18 protein-coding genes are annotated in these 23,904 nt (G+C 34.4%); 8 read left to right on the top strand and 10 right to left on the bottom strand.

Translation table 11 applies throughout. The features are described from left to right. Positions 1-1,443 precede the first annotated feature (1,443 nt). The 7 genes from C8N37_RS07535 to C8N37_RS07505 form a co-directional block, all read right to left on the bottom strand. The gene (locus tag C8N37_RS07535; protein ID WP_108158311.1) at positions 1,444-2,295 is read right to left on the bottom strand and encodes a hypothetical protein; all 852 of its coding nucleotides are present in this window, start codon (positions 2,293-2,295) and stop codon (positions 1,444-1,446) included. A 208-nt stretch (positions 2,296-2,503) separates the two neighbouring features. Then, the gene (locus C8N37_RS07530) at positions 2,504-3,832 is read right to left on the bottom strand and encodes a DUF4302 domain-containing protein (RefSeq protein WP_108158310.1); all 1,329 of its coding nucleotides are present in this window, start codon (positions 3,830-3,832) and stop codon (positions 2,504-2,506) included. A 3-nt stretch (positions 3,833-3,835) separates the two neighbouring features. Further along, a complete protein-coding gene (locus C8N37_RS07525) occupies positions 3,836-5,206 on the bottom strand; it encodes a substrate import-associated zinc metallohydrolase lipoprotein (RefSeq protein WP_108158309.1) in 1,371 nt (456 codons plus the stop codon). 3 nt (positions 5,207-5,209) lie between these two features. Next, on the bottom strand, positions 5,210-6,682 hold the full coding sequence (locus tag C8N37_RS07520; RefSeq protein WP_108158308.1) for a RagB/SusD family nutrient uptake outer membrane protein: 1,473 nt from the start codon (positions 6,680-6,682) through the stop codon (positions 5,210-5,212). Between the two features lie 11 nt (positions 6,683-6,693). Continuing rightward, the gene (locus C8N37_RS07515; protein ID WP_108158307.1) at positions 6,694-10,398 is read right to left on the bottom strand and encodes a SusC/RagA family TonB-linked outer membrane protein; all 3,705 of its coding nucleotides are present in this window, start codon (positions 10,396-10,398) and stop codon (positions 6,694-6,696) included. A 129-nt stretch (positions 10,399-10,527) separates the two neighbouring features. After that, complete coding sequence (locus C8N37_RS07510; RefSeq protein ID WP_108158306.1) at positions 10,528-11,688, bottom strand: FecR family protein; 1,161 nt, start codon at positions 11,686-11,688, stop codon at positions 10,528-10,530. A gap of 227 nt (positions 11,689-11,915) precedes the next feature. After that, on the bottom strand, positions 11,916-12,452 hold the full coding sequence (locus tag C8N37_RS07505) for an RNA polymerase sigma factor (RefSeq protein WP_108158305.1): 537 nt from the start codon (positions 12,450-12,452) through the stop codon (positions 11,916-11,918). Between the two features lie 455 nt (positions 12,453-12,907). Between C8N37_RS07505 and mbhE the strand changes: the two genes are divergently transcribed. Genes mbhE through mnhG form a run of 7 tightly spaced genes read left to right on the top strand, consistent with a single transcriptional unit; the run spans position 12,908 to position 18,644 of the window. Then, positions 12,908-15,217 carry a hydrogen gas-evolving membrane-bound hydrogenase subunit E gene (gene mbhE, locus C8N37_RS07500; RefSeq protein WP_108158304.1) on the top strand — a complete coding sequence of 770 codons (2,310 nt, stop codon included), beginning with the start codon at positions 12,908-12,910 and terminating at the stop codon, positions 15,215-15,217. 1 nt (position 15,218) lies between these two features. Further along, positions 15,219-15,632 (top strand): Na+/H+ antiporter subunit B, encoded by a 414-nt coding sequence (locus C8N37_RS07495; protein ID WP_045752600.1) that lies wholly within the window; start codon positions 15,219-15,221, stop codon positions 15,630-15,632. Positions 15,633-15,639: 7 nt separating this feature from the next. Next, positions 15,640-15,996 (top strand): Na+/H+ antiporter subunit C, encoded by a 357-nt coding sequence (locus C8N37_RS07490; RefSeq protein ID WP_094773267.1) that lies wholly within the window; start codon positions 15,640-15,642, stop codon positions 15,994-15,996. Continuing rightward, a complete protein-coding gene (locus C8N37_RS07485; protein ID WP_108158303.1) occupies positions 15,993-17,495 on the top strand; it encodes a proton-conducting transporter transmembrane domain-containing protein in 1,503 nt (500 codons plus the stop codon). Before C8N37_RS07490 ends, C8N37_RS07485 begins: the two co-directional genes overlap by 4 nt. 9 nt (positions 17,496-17,504) lie before the next feature. Beyond that, on the top strand, positions 17,505-17,981 hold the full coding sequence (locus C8N37_RS07480; protein ID WP_045752603.1) for a Na+/H+ antiporter subunit E: 477 nt from the start codon (positions 17,505-17,507) through the stop codon (positions 17,979-17,981). Further along, positions 17,978-18,253 carry a monovalent cation/H+ antiporter complex subunit F gene (locus tag C8N37_RS07475; RefSeq protein ID WP_045752604.1) on the top strand — a complete coding sequence of 92 codons (276 nt, stop codon included), beginning with the start codon at positions 17,978-17,980 and terminating at the stop codon, positions 18,251-18,253. The genes C8N37_RS07480 and C8N37_RS07475 overlap by 4 nt, the downstream gene beginning before the upstream one ends. Then, positions 18,246-18,644 carry a monovalent cation/H(+) antiporter subunit G gene (mnhG, locus tag C8N37_RS07470; protein ID WP_045752605.1) on the top strand — a complete coding sequence of 133 codons (399 nt, stop codon included), beginning with the start codon at positions 18,246-18,248 and terminating at the stop codon, positions 18,642-18,644. Before C8N37_RS07475 ends, mnhG begins: the two co-directional genes overlap by 8 nt. Here the strand turns inward: mnhG and C8N37_RS07465 are convergent. Continuing rightward, entirely contained in the window at positions 18,634-19,728 is a 1,095-nt protein-coding gene (locus tag C8N37_RS07465) for a lactonase family protein (protein WP_108158302.1), read from the bottom strand. The genes mnhG and C8N37_RS07465 overlap by 11 nt on opposite strands. 356 nt (positions 19,729-20,084) lie before the next feature. Here C8N37_RS07465 and C8N37_RS07460 point away from each other — a divergent pair, with 356 nt between their 5' ends. After that, complete coding sequence (locus C8N37_RS07460; RefSeq protein ID WP_045755246.1) at positions 20,085-21,434, top strand: peptidylprolyl isomerase; 1,350 nt, start codon at positions 20,085-20,087, stop codon at positions 21,432-21,434. 83 nt (positions 21,435-21,517) lie between these two features. On the opposite strand, the gene C8N37_RS07455 is transcribed toward C8N37_RS07460, so the two are convergent. Together C8N37_RS07455 and cysS are read right to left on the bottom strand one after the other, a co-directional pair. After that, positions 21,518-22,402 (bottom strand): DUF4440 domain-containing protein, encoded by an 885-nt coding sequence (locus C8N37_RS07455; RefSeq protein ID WP_108158301.1) that lies wholly within the window; start codon positions 22,400-22,402, stop codon positions 21,518-21,520. A gap of 32 nt (positions 22,403-22,434) precedes the next feature. Further along, complete coding sequence (gene cysS / locus C8N37_RS07450) at positions 22,435-23,901, bottom strand: cysteine--tRNA ligase (RefSeq protein ID WP_108158300.1); 1,467 nt, start codon at positions 23,899-23,901, stop codon at positions 22,435-22,437. Between the last annotated feature and the right edge of the window lie 3 nt (positions 23,902-23,904).

Genomic DNA, 23,904 nt, shown 5'->3' with positions numbered 1-23,904 from the left:
TTAATCAAATTTTGTATTAACAATGAGAAATTTATCGATGCAACAATAGATTGTAACCCTATATTTTATTAAACTTGCAACTGTCGGATTTTTTTTAATCACACTTTCATTCTAATAGATCAAAAAATGAATTTGTCAAAATACCATCAGGGCTAAAATTAACTTACATCGGCAAACATATAATAATACACCTATAATTATTATGACAATTTACGATCATACTACTGGATCTTATACATTGATACTGTTGATTAATTGTGAACACTTTATCGTCAAATCAAAGCGTACAAATAGAATTAAAAAGTATGAGGATCTCATTTTTGACTCGGACTCGCTAGTACATCATTATCCGATCACATGTAAATCAACCTTTCACTAATCCATATCTTGAGGATGTTGATAACCTTTTATTAAATATCTAAAAAACATTGCTTAAAGTAGCATAAACCTAATTTCCATTGTTGTAAGCTGATCAATATGTATAGCGAATACAAGCGGAATATTCGAGTTTTCTTCATCCTTTATACATGCTATATTCTTACGATTTACAGCCTAAATCCAATAAGAATCCGTGTTAAGTCCGTGGTGAGTCCGTATTAAGTGCGTGTTTATAGTAATTTCACCATGATATCACTATTTTCGGACCATGTTTACAGGCTTAAGATATACTGCGCTACTTTCCTATTGGTACTGCAGTACAGTGCAATACATTACGCACAAAAGAACCCATATCTTTATAGTCGTTTATACCAGATCAAAAGCTATCCTTCCACCATATAATCAATGATAATGAAAGTGACTTTGTTCAAAGTTTTGGTGATGGGATAAAGCTTGTTAAAGATTGTAGACAGCTTTTTATTTCAGGCTGATGACCTATCAGCAACATTAATTCAGAAAATATACATCATTAACTTAGTGATATTAAACAGCAATTCTTACCCTGTACACTGGTCAGATGACAAGGGGATGTCTTTCTTCTGAAATTCGCCTTAACCTATTTGAATCGACTAAAATTAACTTTGACACGACAAAGAGAATTAAATCAAAAAGGATTCAATTCTCAATCTAGGTTGTATCCGAAATCTAGGCTGAAAATTGAGGCTTAATTACACCAAATATTTCAAAACCAGAATATTGACAATAATCACCGTAATCACAGTCCTTCAATACATCAACAAAATATATTCAACAGAAATATCAATAATTTAAAAATTACCATTATTAACAATGTACAAAGGGTTAATCTAAAATGAATGAACCCGATAAAATATCGAGCTCATATATCAAATTATTAATTTCGTTTCCACTTTTTCTGGTAGTCCATTGAAACAACCTCTTTTTTTGATTTTTATAAATGTAATACTGAATGATCTTGTGAAAAAATTAAAGTTTATTTTAGATTTATACATCTATTTATTGGCAAATATTACAGCATACACCTTTTTATTTTATAGCATGTTTTAATCGACTATCCAAATCTTGTTTTATATCGTCAGGAAAAGAATTATATACTTTGATATACCTTTCAAAATCTTGCTTACTGTTTACTTGAAAATCATATATTTGAAGAATTACATCGCTATGTATATTTTTTTTCATAAATAAAATTTCTCGATCTATCAATTCATTTTTCACCAGATCTAGCCAAGATTTACTCAACGATTCGCTAACTATCTTGGCTTCGTCGTAACGTTTATGTTCAATATAATAATTCCCTAACTGCTCCAAACTATCTTTCTGATGCTGATTTTTTTGCCTAAACCCATCTATTAACTCAAGGTATTGACTATACAGCTTATTATTTAATCCACTAGATTTTACCCACATGTGAGTAGGTTCGTCTGTCACTTGATTAAATAATATCTCTTCCAATTCATTCTGATTATAAACCTTATCAAACGATAACTTATATTCATTTGCCTCTTTATTATCTAACCAAAATGTCGTTGATAAATAATATTTTGGCACTCCTAATTCAGGTTGACGTGTAAATCGTTCAATATCCTGAGGCTTTAGTAAATCCCTTTTCCATGAAAATACAACTTGATAAATCCCTTTTGGAAGATTCTTTATAGACATGTTAAAATCATTACTATTGAGACTATCCGAGAAGACCTTTTCACCGGTGTTTAAGTTATAAAAATCAATATAAAATGGTGTATTAACATTGAGATTTCCTAAAAAATAAATATTATTTGAAACATTACAACTGACTAAATAAAAAAATCCAAAATAAATAAAAGAATATTTGTTAAAAATATTCTTTTTAAAACACCAGATGATATCATTAAACATTATTGCACCATAATATTTTAAAAAACATCGGATTGAGAGTTGAAAATTAGGTCATTATAACTCAAAAAAGTAGCTTTTTTTATAATTTCAAATCTACCCACCAAATTCCTATAACATATTAAATTAAGTATAGTATTGCTATGTAAATACGTCCACAAAATCAATCATTAATTATATTGTGGACGTATTTATAAAATTCACCCTTCAATTAATAAACAAAAGAAAAATAATAATTAGGATCTTCTACACTAGTAAATTGAATACCCGGACCAAAATTTTCATCTTTTATAAATGACAATTTAAAATCGTGATTTATCATCTTTTTGAAGAATGTTTGGTTCATGTATGGCACCATTATTCCTCCATTATTTGTAGTATTTTTGACAGAAAGGAAACGTATTGTACCATTCTCAAGGTCGATTGAATAATTCATTACATATCCACCTATAAACCTTGTATTATCTTGATAAATATACCCATCCATTGTAATCACTTTTTTAGCATCATTGAAGTTATAAAAAGATTCACCAACGGTTAAGTTATACCCTCCTGTTTTTGAAAGCCGTACATATTCATTCCAATCAACAGAATAACTGGTAGACCATGTTTTTAGCGGAAGATAAGAACTATAATTATAGACACCTGGTTGGTACATATCTGTAATTGCAGTTCCTAGTTTATATTGAGGAGGTAGCAAATATTCTTCGGACTTATTAATAGTGAATGACTTGCCAGATACAGAATGTAATTTATAAACACCATTTTCCTCAGTAACATTAGTAAATTTTTCACCATCAAAAGAGACATCACCTAGTAAAATCAGGTTTTTATTAAGGCTGTAAAAATATGGAATTTGAACACTTTCTACCTTACCATCAATCATTGCCATAAGATTTATCTGCTTGGCAGCAATATTTAAAGTAAATTCACAATTTGCCTTATTTAAAGAAACTACATTAATTCCTTCTTCAAAATAAGTATTTACATCTTCAATACTAGTCAATAACTTTTTAGTTAAAAAAGCATTTTCTTCAGCAGCCGTAGCTTTAACCAATATAAGAGGCTGAACAAATTTACGCCCCTGAAAAAACAGTGTATCTCCATGAGTCTTAACATAATCATACTCATTATCGCTTCCCAAGCCCTTACCTGGCGCACCGCCATAAACACTTGGGTCAGGATCTTGTAGTTTAGTTATATAATTATACGTATCGAATGATAAAGTTGCATACATGATTTGACGTATACGATAGGTAGATTCTTTTATTTCAGAAGCACTTGTTTCGTCCAAATCAGCCACCATTTTCAGTCTATCATTTTCACTAAACTGCATGTAAAATCCATATCCACCTTTGCTTATAGAAGTCGTTGTAAAGGCCTTCCATCCATTCGGTGCTGCTACTAAAGTATTTTTCACATAAGCTAATGTATCCGCAATGCGTTGCGTGGGATCCCCAAAAATGGGATCGACTTCTTTTGGTTTACTACAGCTAATAGTTAATAAAACCAAAAACATTAAATAAAATATATTTTTCATAACTTAATACTTTCTCAAATTAACTTTCCCCATAAATGTTACGCTCGGATCCTCAGTATTTTTCAATACAAAATATTGCAAATAATCAGTTGGATTAACGGTTAAATCGACGCTCTTCCATTCGGCAGAAAAGCTGGTACTACCCAGATAATCTATCAAGGGTTGTACATCTTGCAGAATCAAACTTCTATTACCGTTATTATAAATTGTACCCGTTCCTTGTACTGCTGATTTAGAGATCTTAAACGTATTATCATCATTCTTAACAATATCAAAATCATAAGCGGCATTATAAGTACTATTATCATCTCCGTATCCAATATTTAGTGTTGCTTTTTTTTCAGAAACGAATTGAAACACCATTGTTTTAGTTCTATACCCTTCTAATCCGTCAAGAATATTCATAAAAAGATCTCGTTGTTTATTAGAAATTGCATTTTCTAAACCCCAAGTACTCCTGATATCCCAATCCAATGAACCTAGATAATTACTATTAAGTGCCGTTGCAGCAGAATATCTTGTCGAGTTATACGTTTCGCTCATTATACGCTGAAATTCTATTTGCAACTGCGTCACATCAATACTAAAATTTTGCATCATATAGTCACGTACAATGGATTCTTTCCGTTTAAATTTAGGGTATGCATCTTTTCCACTATCATAGGCAAAATCATCATAATATAATTGTCCAGCTACAATCAAGTGGGATAATACTTCTGCAAAATCTTCACCGATTGATTTACGTGCATATGGAGTAATAAATCCTAAGGAGCGTGCTAATGCTGTTGTATTCTCTTGCGCCGTCCAATTAGAATAATAATCCCCAACACTCACTGTTCCATATTCTCCAGGAATAAATCTATTTTGATTCAGAATATGGGTAAACTCGTGATGGATGACCTGTAAATTGCCAAGAACAGAATTAGCGTTCTCCGCACTAAAATTGTTTATTCCGTACAATGTAATCCGTCTACCCCCATCTGCTGTTCCTCCCTTAACAGAACCATCTACGTCATAATCACCTGATCCAAATAGAGCAAATTGTTTTGGTGTGTAGGTCTTAATAAAAGGAACACCGCCAATCTTTTTGTAAACATCCAAAAAACCCTTAATAACAACGTCCATTTGTGGGATGACCTTGGCTTCATCTGCTGGCGCTATGTTTTTATTGATATCATGCATGCTACGTTGATATCGATACACAACTTCAATATTATAAGGGTCAGTTAAATTGGTTGAAATCCATTTATCAATTGCCCCTGGGACGAATGTATCGTAATTTTCAATTTTCACGTTGAGTTTCTCCTCTTTTGAACAGGAGTATATTCCAGCTAATACACTTACTAGAATAAATAATTTGATTATCGTTTTCATAAATTACCTTGGATTTTGTTCAACACCGGACAATTTCGCTTCTTCTGGAATTTGAAAAATGCGTCTTGGATCCTCTGGTTTTAATTCTATATAAGATTCACTTTCATCATTGGCAATAACCAGATGTTTCACCGTAATCCCCTTACGAATAATATCCAGCCATCTTAGTCCCATGGACATAAAACCGACTTGTTTAAACTGTAAAACCGTTTGAATAAGGGCTTCCTTATCATCCTGTACACCAAAAAACAACTTAGATTTAGCAGGCGTTACCGCATGGTTTGTGACATTATAATTATCAATTCGGTTACTTGCCATTAAATTCATATCAGCTATACCAGCTGCATTATTTCCAAGTTCTAAATAAGCTTCAGCTCTATTCATCAAAGCTTCGTCCGTAATCAAAACAGGAACCATGAGCATAGGATATCCCGTATTTGCAGTTGTATTGGTAACGTACCAGTATTCTTTCCAGATATATGTAGTGTAATGAGGAGCGCCATAAGAAACTCCGAAATTATAAAATTTACCACCAGCTGCTGTATTACCATTATAAATGCCTTGAAATATATTTATTCCCATAGCATAACGGTTATTCCACCAACGTTGATAACCACTATAGGTTTCATTTATCAATAAATTATAAGGTTGTTCAGCTTTAGCAAAAACAGTATGTACCTCTTCAAAGGTCATTTTTTTGAAAGTAGAATTATACGGGATTAATTTACCTGCAAAATTTCCTCCCGCAAAAATCTTATTCGCATGATCAACAACCTTTTGCCATTCGCCGGTAAACAAATAAAATCTCGTCGCAAAAGCATGAGCAGCGGCAGGTGTGAAATGGTATTTAGGCACTTTCCACTCCGCTGGATTAGCATCTAAAAGTGCAAGGCCCTCTTCTAAATCCTTACGAATATTTTCATAAACAGATTGAACAGTACCTCTATCATACATTTCTATTACCTTAGTTTCTGGTTTTGTTACGTAAGGAATTCCTGGAGAAGTATTACTTTCTGTTTTTTTATAATCGTATACTTTTGCAAAAAAGTTTACTAGCATAAAATGAGCATATGCTCTAGCCACTAATGCCTCACCTTTAAAAGCCAAAACCTCATCACCAAATTTGTTAGACTCAATAGCATCTAAAGCATGATTTGCGGCAGCAATAGCTTCATAACATTTATTCCAATAACCTGTAGGAGTATCAGAACCGCTATCTTTAACATCTTCCCAACGGAATAATGCCGGTACCGGTTGATATAAATCCCCTACACCTTTATCTTCAACATTATCTGAATAGGTCTCAGCCATAGCAAGATAATTATTAAAAGGATAAGCCGAAGTAATGAGTCTTTTAACTTTATCCACGGTATTAATTTCTGCACGCATATCTGGTTGTTGGTCCAGATATTTACTACAGCTACCAAATAATAAGGTAGATGATAGCATTAAATATTTTAAATTTGAAAGTTTCATAGTTTAATCGTTTAAAATCCTAGTTTTACGGATAAAGTCAATTGCTTCGGAACTGGAAGAGCTATACCTCCATTGCTATAGAACTCAGGGTCTACACCGTTCAGTTTTTTGTCCGAATGTAGTAACCATAGATTATTACCAACCAAATTGAATTGAGCAGTTCTAAATTTGATTTTAGAAACTAATGCTCTTGGAACATTATAACCTACAGAGATCTGTGATAAACGAATATAATCCCCCTTAGCGACCCGCTCTGTAGAATAGTTATAGGCATTATAAGTATAATTAGATGCATTACGATTACCAGCAGAATTAATGACATCAAATTCAGAAGTCAATCCATCTAATGTAGATGGGATCACGGTCAGAAACTCATCACCCTTAAAAATAAAACGGTTAATTAAATCTCTTGACACATTATACATATCCAAATAACTTGCTGAGTATGTTGGTTGTAAACGCACTTTATTGCCAAATGCAAATTTTAGCAAGAACGATAGACTGAAATTTTTATATTCTAGACGGTTATAATAACCTCCAGCAATAGTTGGATCTACTGGACCTTCATATTTTAAGAATTTCGTTTCATTATCTTGCAGCCAAAAGTAGGTCTCACCTGGTGTTCCATCTGTCCCAATATAAGTGGGATATCCTCCATTTGCTGCCAATTTATCAAAATCTATAGAATATAATCCTCGATGAGGTTGCCCTAACATGGCTCCACCTTCAGCAGAAACAAGATTCCAGATATTACGTGTAACATCAAGTTTTGTAATCTCGGTTTTATTGAAACCTAAGGTGAATTGAGTACGCCAAGTAAAGCCCTCCGGATTTTTAAAAGGATAACCGCCTAATTGAATATCTACACCATGACTTTTCATATCTGCATAATTGGCTAACTTTTCAAATTTCCCTCCAATACCGGATGTGCGAATCGGACCAATTAGATCAAATATATTACGTTTGTAATAGTCAAAATTTAAATCAATACGATTGTTCAAAAATGAAAGATCTGTACCAACATTCAATTCATACATCTTTTCCCAAGTCAATTCAGAATTTTCTAAATCATCGAGGCTGATTTTTCCCTCTTTTTCTCCTTCAAAAGGTCTATAAGTAGTGGCATTGTAAAATACTGCAGAAGAGTTGGATGCATTCCCCATATTAGCGACTAAACCATAGGTTCCACGTAATCTTGCACTAGATAGAATACCATTGTCTTTATTAAAGAAATTTTCTTGATCGATATCCCAGGCTCCAGACAGATTCCAAGTTGGTAACCACCGCGCCACATTTGTACGACCCATTTTATTAGATCCATCATAACGTGTCGTAAAGTTAAAGGAATACTTGTTCATATAATTGTATGCGCCTCGAATAGCATAAGCCACCTTACGATCATAAGTATAATTCATAGCAAATGGTTTATCACCAGATTCTATCAGCTTTTTATAATAACGAGAGCTCGGTAACACCAGGTTACCATTACCATACTCAATGCCGGGCCCATTAAAGTCATGATTTTGTTTATCAGCAAATTGAAGCTCATATGTCCCAAATAAATTTAATGTATGCTCATTCCACTTTTGATTATACTCCAAATTATGACGCATGTAATAGCTGATCATATTATTATTCGCCAAATTGAAGAATCCACCATTTGGCAGGATAACATACTTATCTGTATTTGGAAAGTCAGGATCTGCATATAAAAACCTATTTCCGCTGTTTACAGTTTGATCTTGATTGGCTCGATATGCTTTTGATAAATTAGCATTCTCTGTAATCATATGCTGTCTTTCCGAATTGTAATAACGGTACATACCGTTTGCAGAATAAGTTAATGAAGGAAGGATTTTATAAGTAATTCCAGCCTGCACTTTAATGTCCATTAATTTAAGTTTGATATAGTTATTATCTAACTCATTTAATATATTAAAAGGTGCATAATCTCTTGTAAAGAACTCCCGATCACCATTTTCATCAAACGCTGTAATAATCCGGCTTGTATTTAAGGAATAAGAATATGGATTGATATCAAAATCTCGGGAATAACTTCCGTAAACAGCATCAGAGTTACGATTCAAGGTGCCTGGAGCACGTTGATCGCGAATATTACCTTGGAAAATAAATTCTGTACTTAATTTATCACTAATTTTATAGTTATTTCGAATATTGGCAGTAAAACGCTTTGCCTGATTACCAAGTGTATAACCTGGGTCATTCATAAAACTGGTAGAAGCATAAGTTTGCGCTTTATTTGTTCCTGAGCTCATACTCAAAGAATGATCCTGTACTAAGTTATTTCTAAATAATAAATCAAACCAATCTGTATTTGTATTAGCATATCGCTGCAGAAATTCATAACGAGAAGGAGCATCATTACGTAACGCATATGAATCCGTTTTAGGGTCATAGTCATACATTAAATTATACATCTTATTAAATACTCCTCCTGTAGGTGCTCTTGATACTTGTGAATGATTCAAATATCCTTTATTCTCCATATCAATAATCAATTGCATCTGCTCTGCAGAATTCATGATATCAAATTGATTATAATTAGGTTTAATATAAGTCGTAAAATTACTTGAATAATTAAAATTGACAGCACCATCAGTATTTCGCCCTCTCTTTGTGTTTACTACTACAACACCATTCATCGCAGCAGCACCATACATCGCTGTGGCTGCGGCATCTTTCAACACTGTAATCGATTCAATATCATCAGGATTTAAACCTGCAACCGAAGATCCTAATAAAGTATTGGCGTCACCAGTGGACAAGGCTTCATTCGAAATATTGACCGCTTCATCTAAAATCACACCATCAATAACCCATAGCGGTTTATTATCGCCCGTAAGTGAAGTCGCCCCACGCACACGTATTTTTGGTGCAGCACCAAATGTACCAGATACGTTTTGAACAGAAACACCTGCGACCTGTCCTTCTAACATTCTCGATATATCAGGAACACCTGCGCGCTCTGCTTCCTTAGCATCAATTTTTGAAGATGCTCCTGTAAACAATTTACGATCTAAATTTTGATAACCAGTCGCGACGACATTAACAACGTCCAATTGCTGTTCAGCACGATTCAATGTTATTGAAACAACATTTCTTCCGTTTGTGGCAATTTCAATTTGAGTAAAGCCTACGTAACGTACAAGTAGAGTTGCATTAGCAGGAGCATTAATTTTAAAAGTACCATTTTCATCTGTTTGAGTAGAAACAGAGGTTCCTTTTACGGTGATACTTGCTCCAACCAATGATTTCCCATCTTTATCTTTTACTGTTCCCGTTACTGTATTTTGCAAGGATTCTTCTGATGTTTTATCCATACTCTTAACAATATTATTGATTGTAATCGTATTGGCAATAACTTTATAAGAATAATTATTGTCGCTTAAAACTTCTTCAAGCGCATCTTCAAGACTTGCATTTTTTAAATTTAAACTTATTCGTTTCGCTCCTTTGGTGACATCATCACTGTAAAGGAAACGATGCTTCGTTTGTTTTCCAATAGCTGATAACGCATCTTCAACCTTAACATTTTTGAGATTAAGGTTGACCTTTTGCGCAATACCTTCAGCCTGGACACCAGTGACGAAAGCAAACATTAAAAAGGTACTAATTTTCATAATACGTAAAGGTTTGCAAAATAACGAGTCTTGAGGTTCCCAAGGTCGCTTTTTGCCAAATGGTAAGTTATTCATACATTTACATTTGGTTAATGAGTTAATTTTTCGGTTAGCTTCTTAATTAAGAATAGGTACAGGGATGCTGCAACATCTCTGTATTTTTTTGTTTAATAATTGTGTTTAGTATTTGTTCCCCATATCGTGTTATTTATTTTTTATAATTAATTGATTTCCATCTATCTTAAATCGCAGATCACTTACATATTCCAACATTTCAAGGACTTGAGAAAGTGGAACATTACGGTCAATTGATCCTGTTATTGCTTTATTTCTATTGATGCCTTGATCAAATTTCGCCTCTATAGCATACCAGTTAGACAACTGATCGACAATGGATTGAACATTATCTTTATTAAAATAAAACTCATTGTTATGCCATGCCAAATCTTTTGCTAAATCTGCACGACCTTTATTTAATTTCCCATCACCAGATTCAGCAAAATCTCCAGGTTGTAAAATAATCGCATGATCAGCTGTAGAGACTTCTACTTTCCCTTCTTCTAGAGTTGTTCGAACTTTTTTATTATAAGCATCAACATTAAAATGTGTACCCAGTACTTTAACATCCGTACCATTGGCTTGCACAATAAATGGACGATCAGGATCTTTAGAAACTTCAAAATAAGCTTCACCTTCCAATTGGACCTTACGTTCCCCTGATCCAAAAGATTCAGGAAACTTCAATCTTGACATCGCATTTATCCAAACCTTTGTACCATCAGACAATTCGAGCTTATAGTACCCACCTTTTGGAACAACTAAAGTATTATATTTAAGCTGTCCTCCCTCAAATTTATTTTTAACATATTCCAACTGATCATTGCGAACCTTAATATTATTGGCAATTTGTTTATTACTGCGATTACTCAGATCAAAACTTTCACCATTATCCAATATTAACACTGCATCATTCGAAGCTGGTTTTACATCATTTTTATGTTTAGTAGATTGAATAGCTATTATCTTTGAATTGTTAATTGTTTTATTTTGATATAAAAAAAAGAAACACAATACTAAGCATGAGGCAATTAAAGGAATCCAAATTTTTAAATTCCAACCATGGTTCGAACTTTTTAACTCCTTACCTTTTTTTTCTAAAGTATTCCAAGCTTGATTAAGATCAATACGGTTGATGATAGTTAAATCCTCTTCTATATAGTACGATTTCTTAAAATTATCATATAACTGTTTATTTTCTTCCTTCGAATTTATCCAGAACTCAAGCATAGCCATTTCATCTCCTGTTAATTCCTCAACAAGCGATTTTTTAATGATTTTAGCTATAATAAAAGGTTTACTTTTCATAATATATCATAAAGAAACGTTATTGAACTAAATGGGTGACAACAAATAAAAAAAAACTGAATTTAATTATAATTCTTGCCAAATATTTAAATTAAAAGGTTTATTGAGTAAAAATTAGATGGATATCTATAAAATTATCCGGAATTTAGGTTACTAAAATATGTTACTCACACGAGAATGCGAATAATGACCACAAATAAACCCTACTTCGATAAATTATAACAAATTTATCGGATCATACTATACCAAAGAAGCAAAACAGGTAGAAATTCAGGGTTCAACTTTTTCATAATTGTTTTTAATGCGCGCTGTTTCTGAGTTTTTATCGTATTTATACTTAAATTCAATTCTTTAGCAATTTCTTGGTTACTCAAACCTTCAAAATATCCCATCTTAAATACAATCTGGCAGCCTGGAGGCATGCTTTGCATAATTTTATGGACTTCTGCAATAACTTCCGAATGAATGATGTTTAATTCTAACGACTCCTGACTATACTCACTAAATGGCGTTGTTAACCAATATTTTTCAACAACTTTTTCTCGACGCTTACTATTTAAAAATGCATATCGGACCGAGGTATACAGGAAATTTTTTACCGCTGATTCATTTGTAGAAACATGATCTTCATGGTTAAAATAGGCAATAAAAGCATCTTGTACCAGATCTTCTGCTTCAGTAAGATCTCCACAGAGCTTCCAAGCAAAATGACATAAGCTTTTATAATGTTGCTCAAATAGTTCTTTATTAACGATACTGCTCATTTAAACATAAATCTGGTAAAGGAAGAAAGTACTTGTTAGTTAGCGGTTTGGCATGTTAGTTCAAAACGAAGTTAATGTTAAATTTTGTTAAATGCTATAGCTATATGAAATTATTTATAATAGAAATATTTTTAGGATATACTAACTGAAATCTCACACATATAGCATCCTTACCTCATCTATGAGTTGGTTATTTCTCCATTTTACTTTTAAGTAGTCAGAATACGAACATCATATGATGTCTTCACTCAGATCTCCCCGGCAACCTTTCACTCTTTTAAAAACCAGAATTTAAGCATCAACATTCCTATTCGCAAAGCGAAACAATCATTCATAGAAATGTTAAAAAATATCCCTATTTTATGTTTTTTTACTCCATATTGAGCAAAACACCTATAAAAACCGTCAATTTTGCTTATATTGGAGCGTTTCACAAATATTTAAACAAAGACTAAATGCTATTTACTGTTCTATTAGGACTAATAACATCGAGCCTTATTGTTCCATTTGGCAGATTTGTTAAAACCAAATGGGGGATTATTCTCGCATTCATACCGCTACTTTTATTTCTTTATTACCTACAATATATTCCTTTGATAAGTTGGGATAAATCATACGTTCAACATATCGATTGGATTCCGTCATTAGGTGTAAATTTTGACTTGAGGTTAGATGGTCTGTCACTCCTATTTTCATTATTAATCACAGGAATTGGAACATGTATCTTTTTTTATGCGAAATCGTATTTAAAAAATGATCCTTACATCGATCGTTTTTTTGGTTATCTGTGCCTATTTATGTCGGCCATGCTTGGGCTGGTGCTCTCCGATAATATTTTTCTATTATTTACTTTTTGGGAACTGACCAGTATTAGCTCATTTTTCTTAATCGGTTTCAATAATGACCATGCAGTTTCTAGAAAAAGTGCACTAACAGCCCTAAGTGTAACCGGACTAGGTGGATTTTTTCTATTAGCTGGGCTTGTGCTCATGGGTAATATTGCTCAGACTTACTCTATTTCTGAATTAGCAGAAAAAGCACAGCTCATTCAAGATCATGAATTATTCCCTTATATATTAGGTTTGGTAATTTTAGGTGCCATGACCAAATCGGCACAATTTCCATTTCACTTTTGGTTACCTGGAGCGATGAAAGCCCCTACCCCTGTTTCAGCATATCTACACTCCGCAACTATGGTGAAAGCTGGAATTTATCTCCTTGCGAGGTTTTTTCCAATTTTGGGCAGCAACCCAGCATGGACCTATAGTTTAATGATTATTGGAGGGATTACCATGCTGTATGGCGCTTTTCATTCACTCTTTAGAACCGATATGAAAGGAGTGCTCGCTTACTCCACAATTTCTGCATTGGGGATTTTAGTTTTTTTATTAGGAATTGGAACTGAAGATGCTATCATCGCTGTTGCGGTTTTTATTGTTGTCCACGCACTGTACAAAGCAACTTTATTTTTAATTACAGGCATCATTGATCATGCTACTCATACAAGAGATCTCTCTGTGTTACAGGGTTTGAGAAAAGTTCTACTACCTGTAGCAATTGCCGGATTTTTGGCAGCCTTATCCAGTGCTGGTGTGCCTTTGACTTTGGGGTTTATCGGTAAAGATTTGATCTATGAAGCAACCCTACACAGTGAGCAACATGTAGCCATATATCTGACTGTTGCTGCAGTGATAACCAATATCTTATTGGTTTCAGCAGGATTCATGGCCGGTATTAAGCCTTTTATGGGTACTCTTCCTGAAAAGTTTGAAAAAATCAATATGCCAGCTAAGTCTCTATGGATACCACCTTTAATACTTGCTCTGTTAGGTGTGCTATTCGGTTGTTTTCCCCATATCATCGGGGACTGGATCGCTCAACCCACAGTCAATAGTATCATGAAAGTGAAAACGGATTTTCATCTTCAAATTTGGCATGGCTTTAATTTAGTATTACTATTAAGTGCCCTAACTATTATTTTAGGGACTATCCTTTATTTCATAAATAAACCAAATCCACGAAAATTGCAGTGGATTGAAAGATTAAATTTTATTGCGCCATTGACTATTTTTCAAAAAGCATATCAGCGCATTTACAATTTTTCAACAAGTTACTCCAACTACTTTCATAATGGATACTTACGTTCCTATCTTTTAAAAATTATCATATTTGCAGAAGTACTATTAGCTTATCAACTCTATCTTGGTGGTCCACTTCATATCAACTGGGATCTATTATCTGCCATTAGTGTTTATGAAGTGGTTACCGTTTTGATTGTGTTTGGTGCTGTTGCACTCACACTAAGCACTGCCTCGCGACTTACAGCTGTGGTAGCGACAAGTGTCATCGGTTACGGTATCTGTTTATTGTTTGTCTTTTATAGTGCCCCAGATTTGGCTATGACACAATTTACGATCGACACACTCACAGTTGTTCTATTTGTGCTTGTACTCTTTAAATTACCTCCATTTCTTAATCTCGCAAAAAAAAGGATATTAATCAGAGATGTCGTTGTTGCTATCGTATTTGGTATGATCTTATCGATGGTGGCTATACGTGTACTCCATGTACCTACCCATATTGCCATCAGTGAGTTTTACGGTAAAAATGCTTACTTACTGGCTAAAGGAAGAAATGTTGTTAATGTATTGCTCGTTGACTTCAGGGGTTTTGATACCATGTTTGAAATTATTGTGCTCAGTATCGCTGCTCTAGGAGTCTATAGTTTATTAAAATTACGTTTAAAATCATCGGAGAAGGAATAATATGAAAAGTACAATTTTACAGACAGCTTCACGCTACCTACTTCCTATACTGCTTTTATTCTCATTCTTCTTATTGCTAAGAGGGCACTATTTTCCTGGAGGAGGTTTTGTTGGTGGACTAGTCGCATCGATTGCGTTTGTATTACATAGTTTTGCTCATGGTACCAATGAAACGATGAAAATATTACGATATAAACCACTGTCTCTAATTCCTATTGGATTGGGAATATCTGCTTTTAGCATGTTTATGCCTGCAATTTTTGGTTTACCAGTGATGACAGGACTTTGGTTAGAGCATCCCATTCCTGTTATTGGTATGATCGGTACTGCACTCCTTTTTGATATAGGAATTTATCTGGTGGTCATTGGAGTGGTCTTAACTATTTTATTTACTATTTCATTAAGTTCAGATTAACAAAACAATGGAATTACTACTTATTTTACTCATAGGCGTACTATACGCAACAGGCATATATCTGATTTTAAGAAGAAGTATGGTAAAATTACTTCTAGGAATCATGCTTTTAGGCAACGGAACAAATATGCTGATATTTCTATTAGGCAATATCACAAAAGGAAAACCGCCGATTATCAGTGATGGATTGAAAGTCTTTCAAGATATATATGCAGATCCTATACCTCAGGCGTTGATTTTAACAGCCATTGTCATCAGTTTTGGCCTGACTTCCTTTGCCATCGTATTATTAAAACGTGTGTATGCATTAATCAACACGGATGATCTAGATAACTTAAACACACCCGAAGACGAAGATATATGATTGACAATCAAATTATAGCAACAGTACTTGTACATTTATTTATAGCAATCTTACAGCTTGGTTTTTGGAGAAAAACAGTTCCACAGCGCGTACTCAGCATAGGTGGTAGCTTTATCAGCTTAATATTTGCTATCAAATTGTTTACAAAAGTATTCAATGGGGATATTCTCATTATGCATGCCGCAAATTGGGAAGCGCCTTTCGGAATTGTATTTGTAGCCGATTTATTAAGCTCAACTTTAGTCCTATTGACCGCTATAGCTGCTCTAGCAGTATCTATTTTCTCTGCAACAGGTATTGGACGACAACGCATATTGTATGGTTATTTCCCCATTTTTCACTTTTTAGTAATGGGATTAAACGGTGCATTTCTAACCGGTGATATTTTCAATCTTTACGTATTTTTTGAAGTTATTATTATATCCTCTTTTGTCCTAATGACATTAGGTGGCCGAAAAGCTCAATTAGAAGGTGCTGTCAAATATATGGCCATGAATATACTTGCCTCAACGTTTTTCCTAACAGGGATTGGGCTCCTTTATGGTATATCAGGATCTTTAAATATGGCCGATTTAGCTTTAATAGTGCCCAAAATTGAAAATCGGGCAATAGTTGATATTACAGCCACATTCTTTTTGATTGGATTTGGTATTAAATCTGCTATTTTTCCCCTTTATTTTTGGCTCCCCTCTTCTTATCACACGCCTCCATCGGCAGTTGCTGCAATTTTTGGAGGTCTGCTCACCAAAGTAGGCATCTATGCCCTATTTCGGGTTTTTACGCTGATTTTTATTCCGAATGAATTTATTCGTGATCTACTACTAGTGCTCTCTATTTTAACCATTTTAACAGGTGCATTTGGCGCATTGATAAAAACAAATGTAAGAAGGCTTTTTTCCTACCTGATTGTTTGTCATATTGGATTTATGATCGGTGGATTAGGTATGTACAGCAAATTAGCTATTCTCGGAGCGGTATTTTATTTAATCCATGATATCATGGTCAAAACGAATCTCTTTCTAATTGCAGGATTAATTCGTCAGATGCGTGGCTCTATGGATATGAAGAAACTAGGGGGGCTTTATGCTGAGTATCCTAAAATTTCGTTATTAATTGCCATCGTTTTATTTTCACTGGCGGGTATTCCACCGTTGTCTGGTTTTTGGCCAAAAATATATTTGTTGCAAGGAGCCTTTGAAAATGCACACTACCTTTATGCAGGAGCACTGATACTGGGTAGCTTCATCACGCTATTTGTCATTGCAAAATTTTGGTCTGAAGTATTCTGGAAAAAATCACCGGATCCAGATACCATTGAAGATAAGTTTAAGGATCTAATCGGTATTCGAAAAATAGCTTTAATCCTACCCATTTGTATCTTGGCAGCAAGCTCTTTATATATTGGTTTAAATGCAGAAATTATTATTCAAGTAGCTGATCGCATATCATCCGAAATGTTAAACACAACACCTTATATACAAGCAGTATTAGGTAAATAAAAAGAACATATGATAAAACAGTTTTTAATGAATCTGCTGCTATCTTTTATTTGGGTAGCATTAACAGGTTCAATGTACTATACTAATTTTCTTTTTGGATTCTTGCTGGGTTTCTTTATCCTATGGGTGATGAATCGCAATGAAGTGGATCAACGTTATTTTTATCGTGTACCAAAAACAATTAGCTTTCTCTTTTTCTTCTTTTATCAAATGATTATCGCTAATCTACAAGTAGCTTATGATGTCATTACTCCTAAATATTTTTTCAAACCTGGAATTGTAAAATACCGAATGGATGCAAAATCTGATTTTGAGATCAATCTCTTATCGACATTCATTTCATTGACACCAGGTACATTGATTCTCGATGTTAGTGATGATAAAAAGATTTTATATATCCATGTCATGTACCTTCATGATAAACAAAAATTCATGACAGAGTTGAAAAACAATGTTGAACGTAAACTATTAGAAATTCTACGATGAGCTTAACTGAATATTTGGATTATGTGATTCTACCAATTTTGATTCTTTCTACAGTAATCACATTTATTCGTCTTTTTAAAGGTCCTGATGTGGCAGACCGTGTAATTGCGTTAGACCTAATCATTACTACAGGTATTGGTATCATCACGGTTTACAGTATCACTACCGCTCAAGCAATTTTTCTTGATGTAGCTATGATTCTCGCATTAATTGCATTTTTAGGAACAATAGCCTTTGCATTTTATTTAGAAAAACAAGATCACCATGACTGATATCATTATTGCCGTACTGAGCACCATTGGTGCACTAGCCATTCTCTTTGCCTCCATTGGTATACTAAGAATGCCTGATTTTTATTTACGCCTATCTGTAACCGTAAAAGCTGCAACCTTAGGCGTAGGATTATTATTACTTTGTGCCGCCATTGTATTTCCGGATGTCTCTGTGACAACCAAAACAATTGCTATTGCATTTTTTCTCATGTTAACTGCCCCTGTAGCCGCACACATGATTGGAAGAGTTGCCTATATCACCGGTATAAAAGTATGGAAGGGAACCATTATGGATGAGTTGGAGGGCATGTATGATGAAGAGACGCATGAGCTTAAAGGTACAGGTACGCATGACGACTCTTCATCACAGGATGAACCGCTTAAAAAATAATACAGACTGGGGCTGGAACATGAACACGATTTCCAGTCTCTTTTAATAGTCCTGTTTTTTCATCTCGACTAAAAGTAACGATTTCGTTGGTCGTCTGGTTAGCCACCAAAAGAAACTTACCATCTGGACTGATATTAAAATTACGAGGTCCTTTACCCATCGTACTTTGATTTGCAACCTTTACTAACTTGCCATCTTTGGCAATTGAAAAAATACCAATGGTATTTGCATCTCCTCGATTTGTTGCGTAAAGAAATTTACCATCTGGAGATATTTTAATGTCAGCGGCACCATTTGCACCCTTAAATCCATCAGGATTAATATTAATAGACTGATCAAATAACCAATCCTGACCGTCTCGTTTATATACGGCAATATCGGCTGTCATTTCCAACACCACATACATATATTTCTCTTTCTTATCAAAAGCGATATGTCTTGGACCACCGCCGGCCGAAGAAAATACTTCTGCAGGATCTTCAGCCAATTTGACATCAGGTTTTTTAGGATTGATAAACTTATAAATCGAGATTTGATCTAGTCCTAAATCTTGAACAAAAAGTTCATGACCCTTTTTCGAGAAAAAAGCAGAATGAACATGTGGCCCTTCTTGCCTTACTTTATCGACTCCTTTGCCTTCATGTTGTATCAATTCCTTTAAATTGCCAATCACACCATTTGGCTCTAATCCATAAAGTACAAATGAACCTCCAGAATAATTAGATACTGCAATCAAATTTTTATAGGGACTCACCGCAACATGACAGGGAGCATCACCCTTTGTCGGCACGACATTTAATAACGTAAATTGACCATTATTATAGGAGTACGAGGATAAATTACCTTTACTTTTACCTTGTTCACTTACTGCATATATAATATTATCTCTACGTGCTAAAAAAGAGGGATCAATCATTGGGGTCGTGGAAATCAATTGAATTGCACCTGTTTTAGCATTGAAGTCAAAAGCATATATACCTTTACTCGCTGTATTAGACGTATAGGTACCGACAAACATCGTCATGTTTTGGGACCAACCTAAAAAAGGGAAACAGGTCAAAATAAAAAGCAGAATTTTTTTCATGTTTTCAAAATTAAAACTTTGTGTTAAAAAGTAGTGTTAAAATTGGTTAAAACTACTTTTGATACGGTGTAAATACTTATTTTAGCTGTTCCATGGATGTTAAGTATTTCTTTGTCATTATGGAACAGAAAAAGGCAAAAATACCTTGGAAATATTATTGAAATAAAATTAAGAATAATTAATATATTCTAATAATTTTGTGCAGGCTTTCAAAACTTTAAGTTTGAACAGTTTATTTATTAAAAGTATTTAATTTACATTCCTCGAATGAAAACATCATGAGCTTAAATAGCTTAAAAAAGATAGTCGTTACTGCTCATGATAGCTTCATCACCATTAAAAGACATATTATTCTAATGAAAAAAAACATATATACGTTGCTATTATTGGTATTTGTGACAGCACAAACAGTATTTGCTCAAAAACAAGTAATCGATCGGGTAGTTGCGACAGTAGGCTCTGGTATTATCTTACAATCAGATGTTGATATGCAATATGCACAATATCTTTCGAGTGGTAATAAAGCAAATGAAAATTTCAAATGTGAAATGCTTCAACAATTGTTGACACAAAAATTACTTTCACAACAAGCTGTAATCGACTCCATTGAAGTTGGTGAAACAGAAGTAGATGATAATTTGAACAGCCGCTTACGCTATATGTCTCAACAAGCTGGTGGACAGGAACGATTGGAAAAATTCTTAAACAGATCTTTATTGCAATATAAAGAAGATATGCGTCCAAGCATTTTTGAACAATTAAAAGCGAATAAAATGCGTCAAAATATTGTTCAAAAAGTTGATGTAACTCCTATCGAAGTAAAACGTTATTTTGAAGCCTTAAATACAGATAGCTTACCATATTTCAATACAGAAGTTGAAATTGGTGAGATTGTGATGTTTCCTAAGCTAACCGTGGAAGAGAAAGCTGAATTTAAAACAAAAGCAGAAGGACTTCGCAAGCAAGTGATGGATGGTTCTGAGTTTGGAACAGTTGCTCGTTTATATTCTGAAGATGGATCTGCCCCGTATGGTGGAGATTTAGGTTTCAACACGCGTGACAACTGGGTAAAGGAATTTGCTGCGATGGCTTTTAAATTAAAAGCTGGTGAGATCTCGCCTGTATTTGAAACCAAATATGGATTTCACTTTCTACAAGTTTTGGAAAGACGCGGTGAAGAGGTCCATGTGAGACACATCTTGATCAAATTTAAACCAACTACTGCTAGTATAGAACGGACGCAAGCAAAAATGGACAGTATCTACAACTTAGTAACAACAGGTAAATTGGATTTCTATCATGCTGCTACGACAAATTCGGATAGTGAAGAAACCAAATTTAATGGCGGTATGGTACTTAATCAAGAAGGTGAAACACGATCTACATTAATACCAGTAGATAAGTTAGAGGCATCTGTATTCCAAGCAATCGATCCATTAAAACCAGGAGAGTATTCTAAACCTGCTCAATTTACAGATCGCACTGGTGAAGTTGGTCTACGCTTCAATTATCTAAAATCTCGTGTTGCTCCTCATAAAGCTAATTTGGATGAAGACTATGTGAAAATAAAAGAAGCAGCAAGACAAGATAAGGTTAATCGCAAATTGAACACTTGGTTTGAATCAAAAAGAGAAAGTACTTACATTGATATTGCCGATGACTTTCAAGAATGTGACGAACTTAAAGTTTGGATTTCTAAAAAATAGTACCTAATAGAATATAATAGAAAAGGGTTTCAAATTTAATTTGAAACCCTTTTCTATTATATTTATAGTTTTATTGAGTTCAGTTATCGTTCGAACATCATTTCTACCAAGACATTCCAGTTTGCTTTTGACACATCATCCTTTGCCAGTTCGCTTAACTTCCAGATTCGAATATAATTATATTTGACAACCTTATCTTTCAGATTGACTGTAGCAGTTCCGAAAGAATAGGCATATTCGCCACTATAAGCTCTACCCACTTTTTCAGGAGTTGTGATGATATTTATCCGGGATTTTTTCAAATATGCCAGTATATCCTTTTTACCTTCTATCGGTTGGATCCAAGGAAAAAGCAAACGCGAGTCCTCATGTAAAAACTCTTTATAGCCAGCTTGGTTATCCGCTTTTAATACGGTCGACAAAAGCTTGTCAGTCTCAAAAACAATCTCTTTACGCTGATCTAAACGTACTTGAGAACGATGCTTTAAATACCAAGCTTCGCTAGGCTCATAAAATTCTAATTCAGAATTTTCCTTATTGCCAAAATTTTCAACTTCAGCGCGAATATCGACAAGCCATTTCCCTTTTTTATTTCTTTTCCATACCGTTAGATACTGTCCAAAACGTTTTCTGGCGCCAACTTTCTGAAATTCAAAAGGGCCTGTAGTAACACCAAATTCTTGACTTTTTGAAACCATTGCTAATGCTGGTTCCCAAGTTAATACATCAGGTATATTCGGCCTATTATTCAGATAATCTAAAGCATTGACCTCAGAAGGAACAAAAAATTTAGACTCTTTATCGACAATAGACAGAAGTGCCTGATGCGGTGTAGTTGTTTTAGAAATCAATGCAGCTTCTTTATCTGCGCGGATTAAACTACCTACTTTATCGGGAATCTGCGCATACACTTGTGCTGAAAATGCACTCATGAAAACTATTGCCGACATTTTATTCCATATATTCATGTAATGTTTTGATATTAATTCGACACTAACTATCAAATCTTATTCCAAAGCGTTCCATCTTTGCTATCTTTCAGTTGTATACCGATAGCATTGAGTTCCTCACGAATACGATCCGATGTTGCAAAATCTTTATTTTGCTTAGCACCATCGCGTAATTTGATGACAATAGACATGATCTCATCCATACTATCATTGGTTGATATTTGATCATTTTGCAACCCAAGAATATCAAAAACAAAATGTTGTAAAAATGTTTTTAACTCTTCTAGATCAGGAGCACTAATAGCTGCTTTGCCGTCATATATTGAATTAATCAACCGAACGACCTCAAATAATTCCGCAATTAAAATAGGACTATTGAAATCATCGTCCATTGCAGCATAGCATTTTGCACGTAAATCGGCGATATTCAAAGCTGACTTACCTTTTGAAGGCTTCAATTTATCCAACAGATTAATAGCTGTCATCAAACGTTTAAACCCCTTATCAGCAGCATCCAGTGCCTCATTAGAAAAATCCAATGTACTCCTATAGTGAGCCTGCAACATAAAGAAACGCACGGCCATAGGTGTATAACCACGTTCCAATAAAGGGTGATCTCCCGTAAACAATTGATGTGGCAAAAAGCCATTTCCCGATGATTTTGACATGCGCGCACCATTTACCGTCAACATATTGGTGTGCATCCAATATTTAGCCGGAGTGGTATGATTACATGCTTCTGACTGCGCGATTTCATTGGTATGATGTGTAGCTGCCAAATCCATTCCCCCACCGTGTATATCAAACTGGTCGCCCAAATATTTACGGCTCATCGCCGAACATTCAATATGCCAGCCTGGAAAGCCTACACTCCAGGGTGAAGGCCAACGCATAATATGTTCTGGCTTAGCTTTGATCCATAGGGCAAAGTCTAAACGACCATGCTTCTCATCCTGACCACCGAGTTCACGTGTGTTATTCAACATATCATCAAGCTTACGATTAGTCAAAACGGTATAATCATAATCTTTCACATATTTTTCAACGTCAAAATATACGGTTCCATTGACTTCATAAGCATATCCATTCGCAATGATTTGTTGAACCATTTCGATCTGTTCTGAAATATGACCGGTAGCTGTAGGCTCGATGCTAGGAGGTAAAGTATTGAAAAGACGTAAAACATCATGGAAACCCAGTGTATATTTTTGCACAATCTCCATCGGCTCCAGCTGTTCTAGTTTAGCCTTTTTAGCAAATTTATCATCACCTTCATCATTATCTCCTTCCAGATGGCCAGCATCTGTTATATTACGTACATAACGCACTTTAAATCCAAGATGCTTTAAATATCGAAATATCAAATCAAACGACACGAAAGTACGACAATTCCCCAAGTGAACATCACTGTATACGGTAGGCCCACAAACATACATCCCTACTAAAGAGGGATGTAATGGTTGGAATTTTTCTTTTTTACGTGTTAACGTATTGTATAAATAAAGATTGTTTTCCATGTC

This window comes from Sphingobacterium faecium (assembly GCF_003054045.1).
In the GTDB taxonomy this organism is placed as follows: domain Bacteria; phylum Bacteroidota; class Bacteroidia; order Sphingobacteriales; family Sphingobacteriaceae; genus Sphingobacterium; species Sphingobacterium faecium.
The sequence above is the reverse complement of the archived record's forward strand: the minus strand, read 5'-3'. Positions and strand labels throughout refer to the sequence as shown.

Coding starts and splice junctions, on each gene's coding strand:
- C8N37_RS07465 (WP_108158302.1), bottom strand. CDS start 19,728: ATGAAAAAAATTCTGCTTTTTATTTTGACCTGTTTCCCTTTTTTAGGT.
- C8N37_RS07480 (WP_045752603.1), top strand. CDS start 17,505: ATGATAAAACAGTTTTTAATGAATCTGCTGCTATCTTTTATTTGGGTA.
- cysS (WP_108158300.1), bottom strand. CDS start 23,901: ATGGAAAACAATCTTTATTTATACAATACGTTAACACGTAAAAAAGAA.
- C8N37_RS07490 (WP_094773267.1), top strand. CDS start 15,640: ATGGAATTACTACTTATTTTACTCATAGGCGTACTATACGCAACAGGC.
- C8N37_RS07535 (WP_108158311.1), bottom strand. CDS start 2,295: ATGTTTAATGATATCATCTGGTGTTTTAAAAAGAATATTTTTAACAAA.
- C8N37_RS07495 (WP_045752600.1), top strand. CDS start 15,219: ATGAAAAGTACAATTTTACAGACAGCTTCACGCTACCTACTTCCTATA.
- C8N37_RS07505 (WP_108158305.1), bottom strand. CDS start 12,452: ATGAGCAGTATCGTTAATAAAGAACTATTTGAGCAACATTATAAAAGC.
- C8N37_RS07515 (WP_108158307.1), bottom strand. CDS start 10,398: ATGAATAACTTACCATTTGGCAAAAAGCGACCTTGGGAACCTCAAGAC.
- mnhG (WP_045752605.1), top strand. CDS start 18,246: ATGACTGATATCATTATTGCCGTACTGAGCACCATTGGTGCACTAGCC.
- mbhE (WP_108158304.1), top strand. CDS start 12,908: ATGCTATTTACTGTTCTATTAGGACTAATAACATCGAGCCTTATTGTT.
- C8N37_RS07460 (WP_045755246.1), top strand. CDS start 20,085: ATGAAAAAAAACATATATACGTTGCTATTATTGGTATTTGTGACAGCA.
- C8N37_RS07520 (WP_108158308.1), bottom strand. CDS start 6,682: ATGAAACTTTCAAATTTAAAATATTTAATGCTATCATCTACCTTATTA.
- C8N37_RS07530 (WP_108158310.1), bottom strand. CDS start 3,832: ATGAAAAATATATTTTATTTAATGTTTTTGGTTTTATTAACTATTAGC.
- C8N37_RS07485 (WP_108158303.1), top strand. CDS start 15,993: ATGATTGACAATCAAATTATAGCAACAGTACTTGTACATTTATTTATA.
- C8N37_RS07455 (WP_108158301.1), bottom strand. CDS start 22,402: ATGAATATATGGAATAAAATGTCGGCAATAGTTTTCATGAGTGCATTT.
- C8N37_RS07525 (WP_108158309.1), bottom strand. CDS start 5,206: ATGAAAACGATAATCAAATTATTTATTCTAGTAAGTGTATTAGCTGGA.
- C8N37_RS07510 (WP_108158306.1), bottom strand. CDS start 11,688: ATGAAAAGTAAACCTTTTATTATAGCTAAAATCATTAAAAAATCGCTT.
- C8N37_RS07475 (WP_045752604.1), top strand. CDS start 17,978: ATGAGCTTAACTGAATATTTGGATTATGTGATTCTACCAATTTTGATT.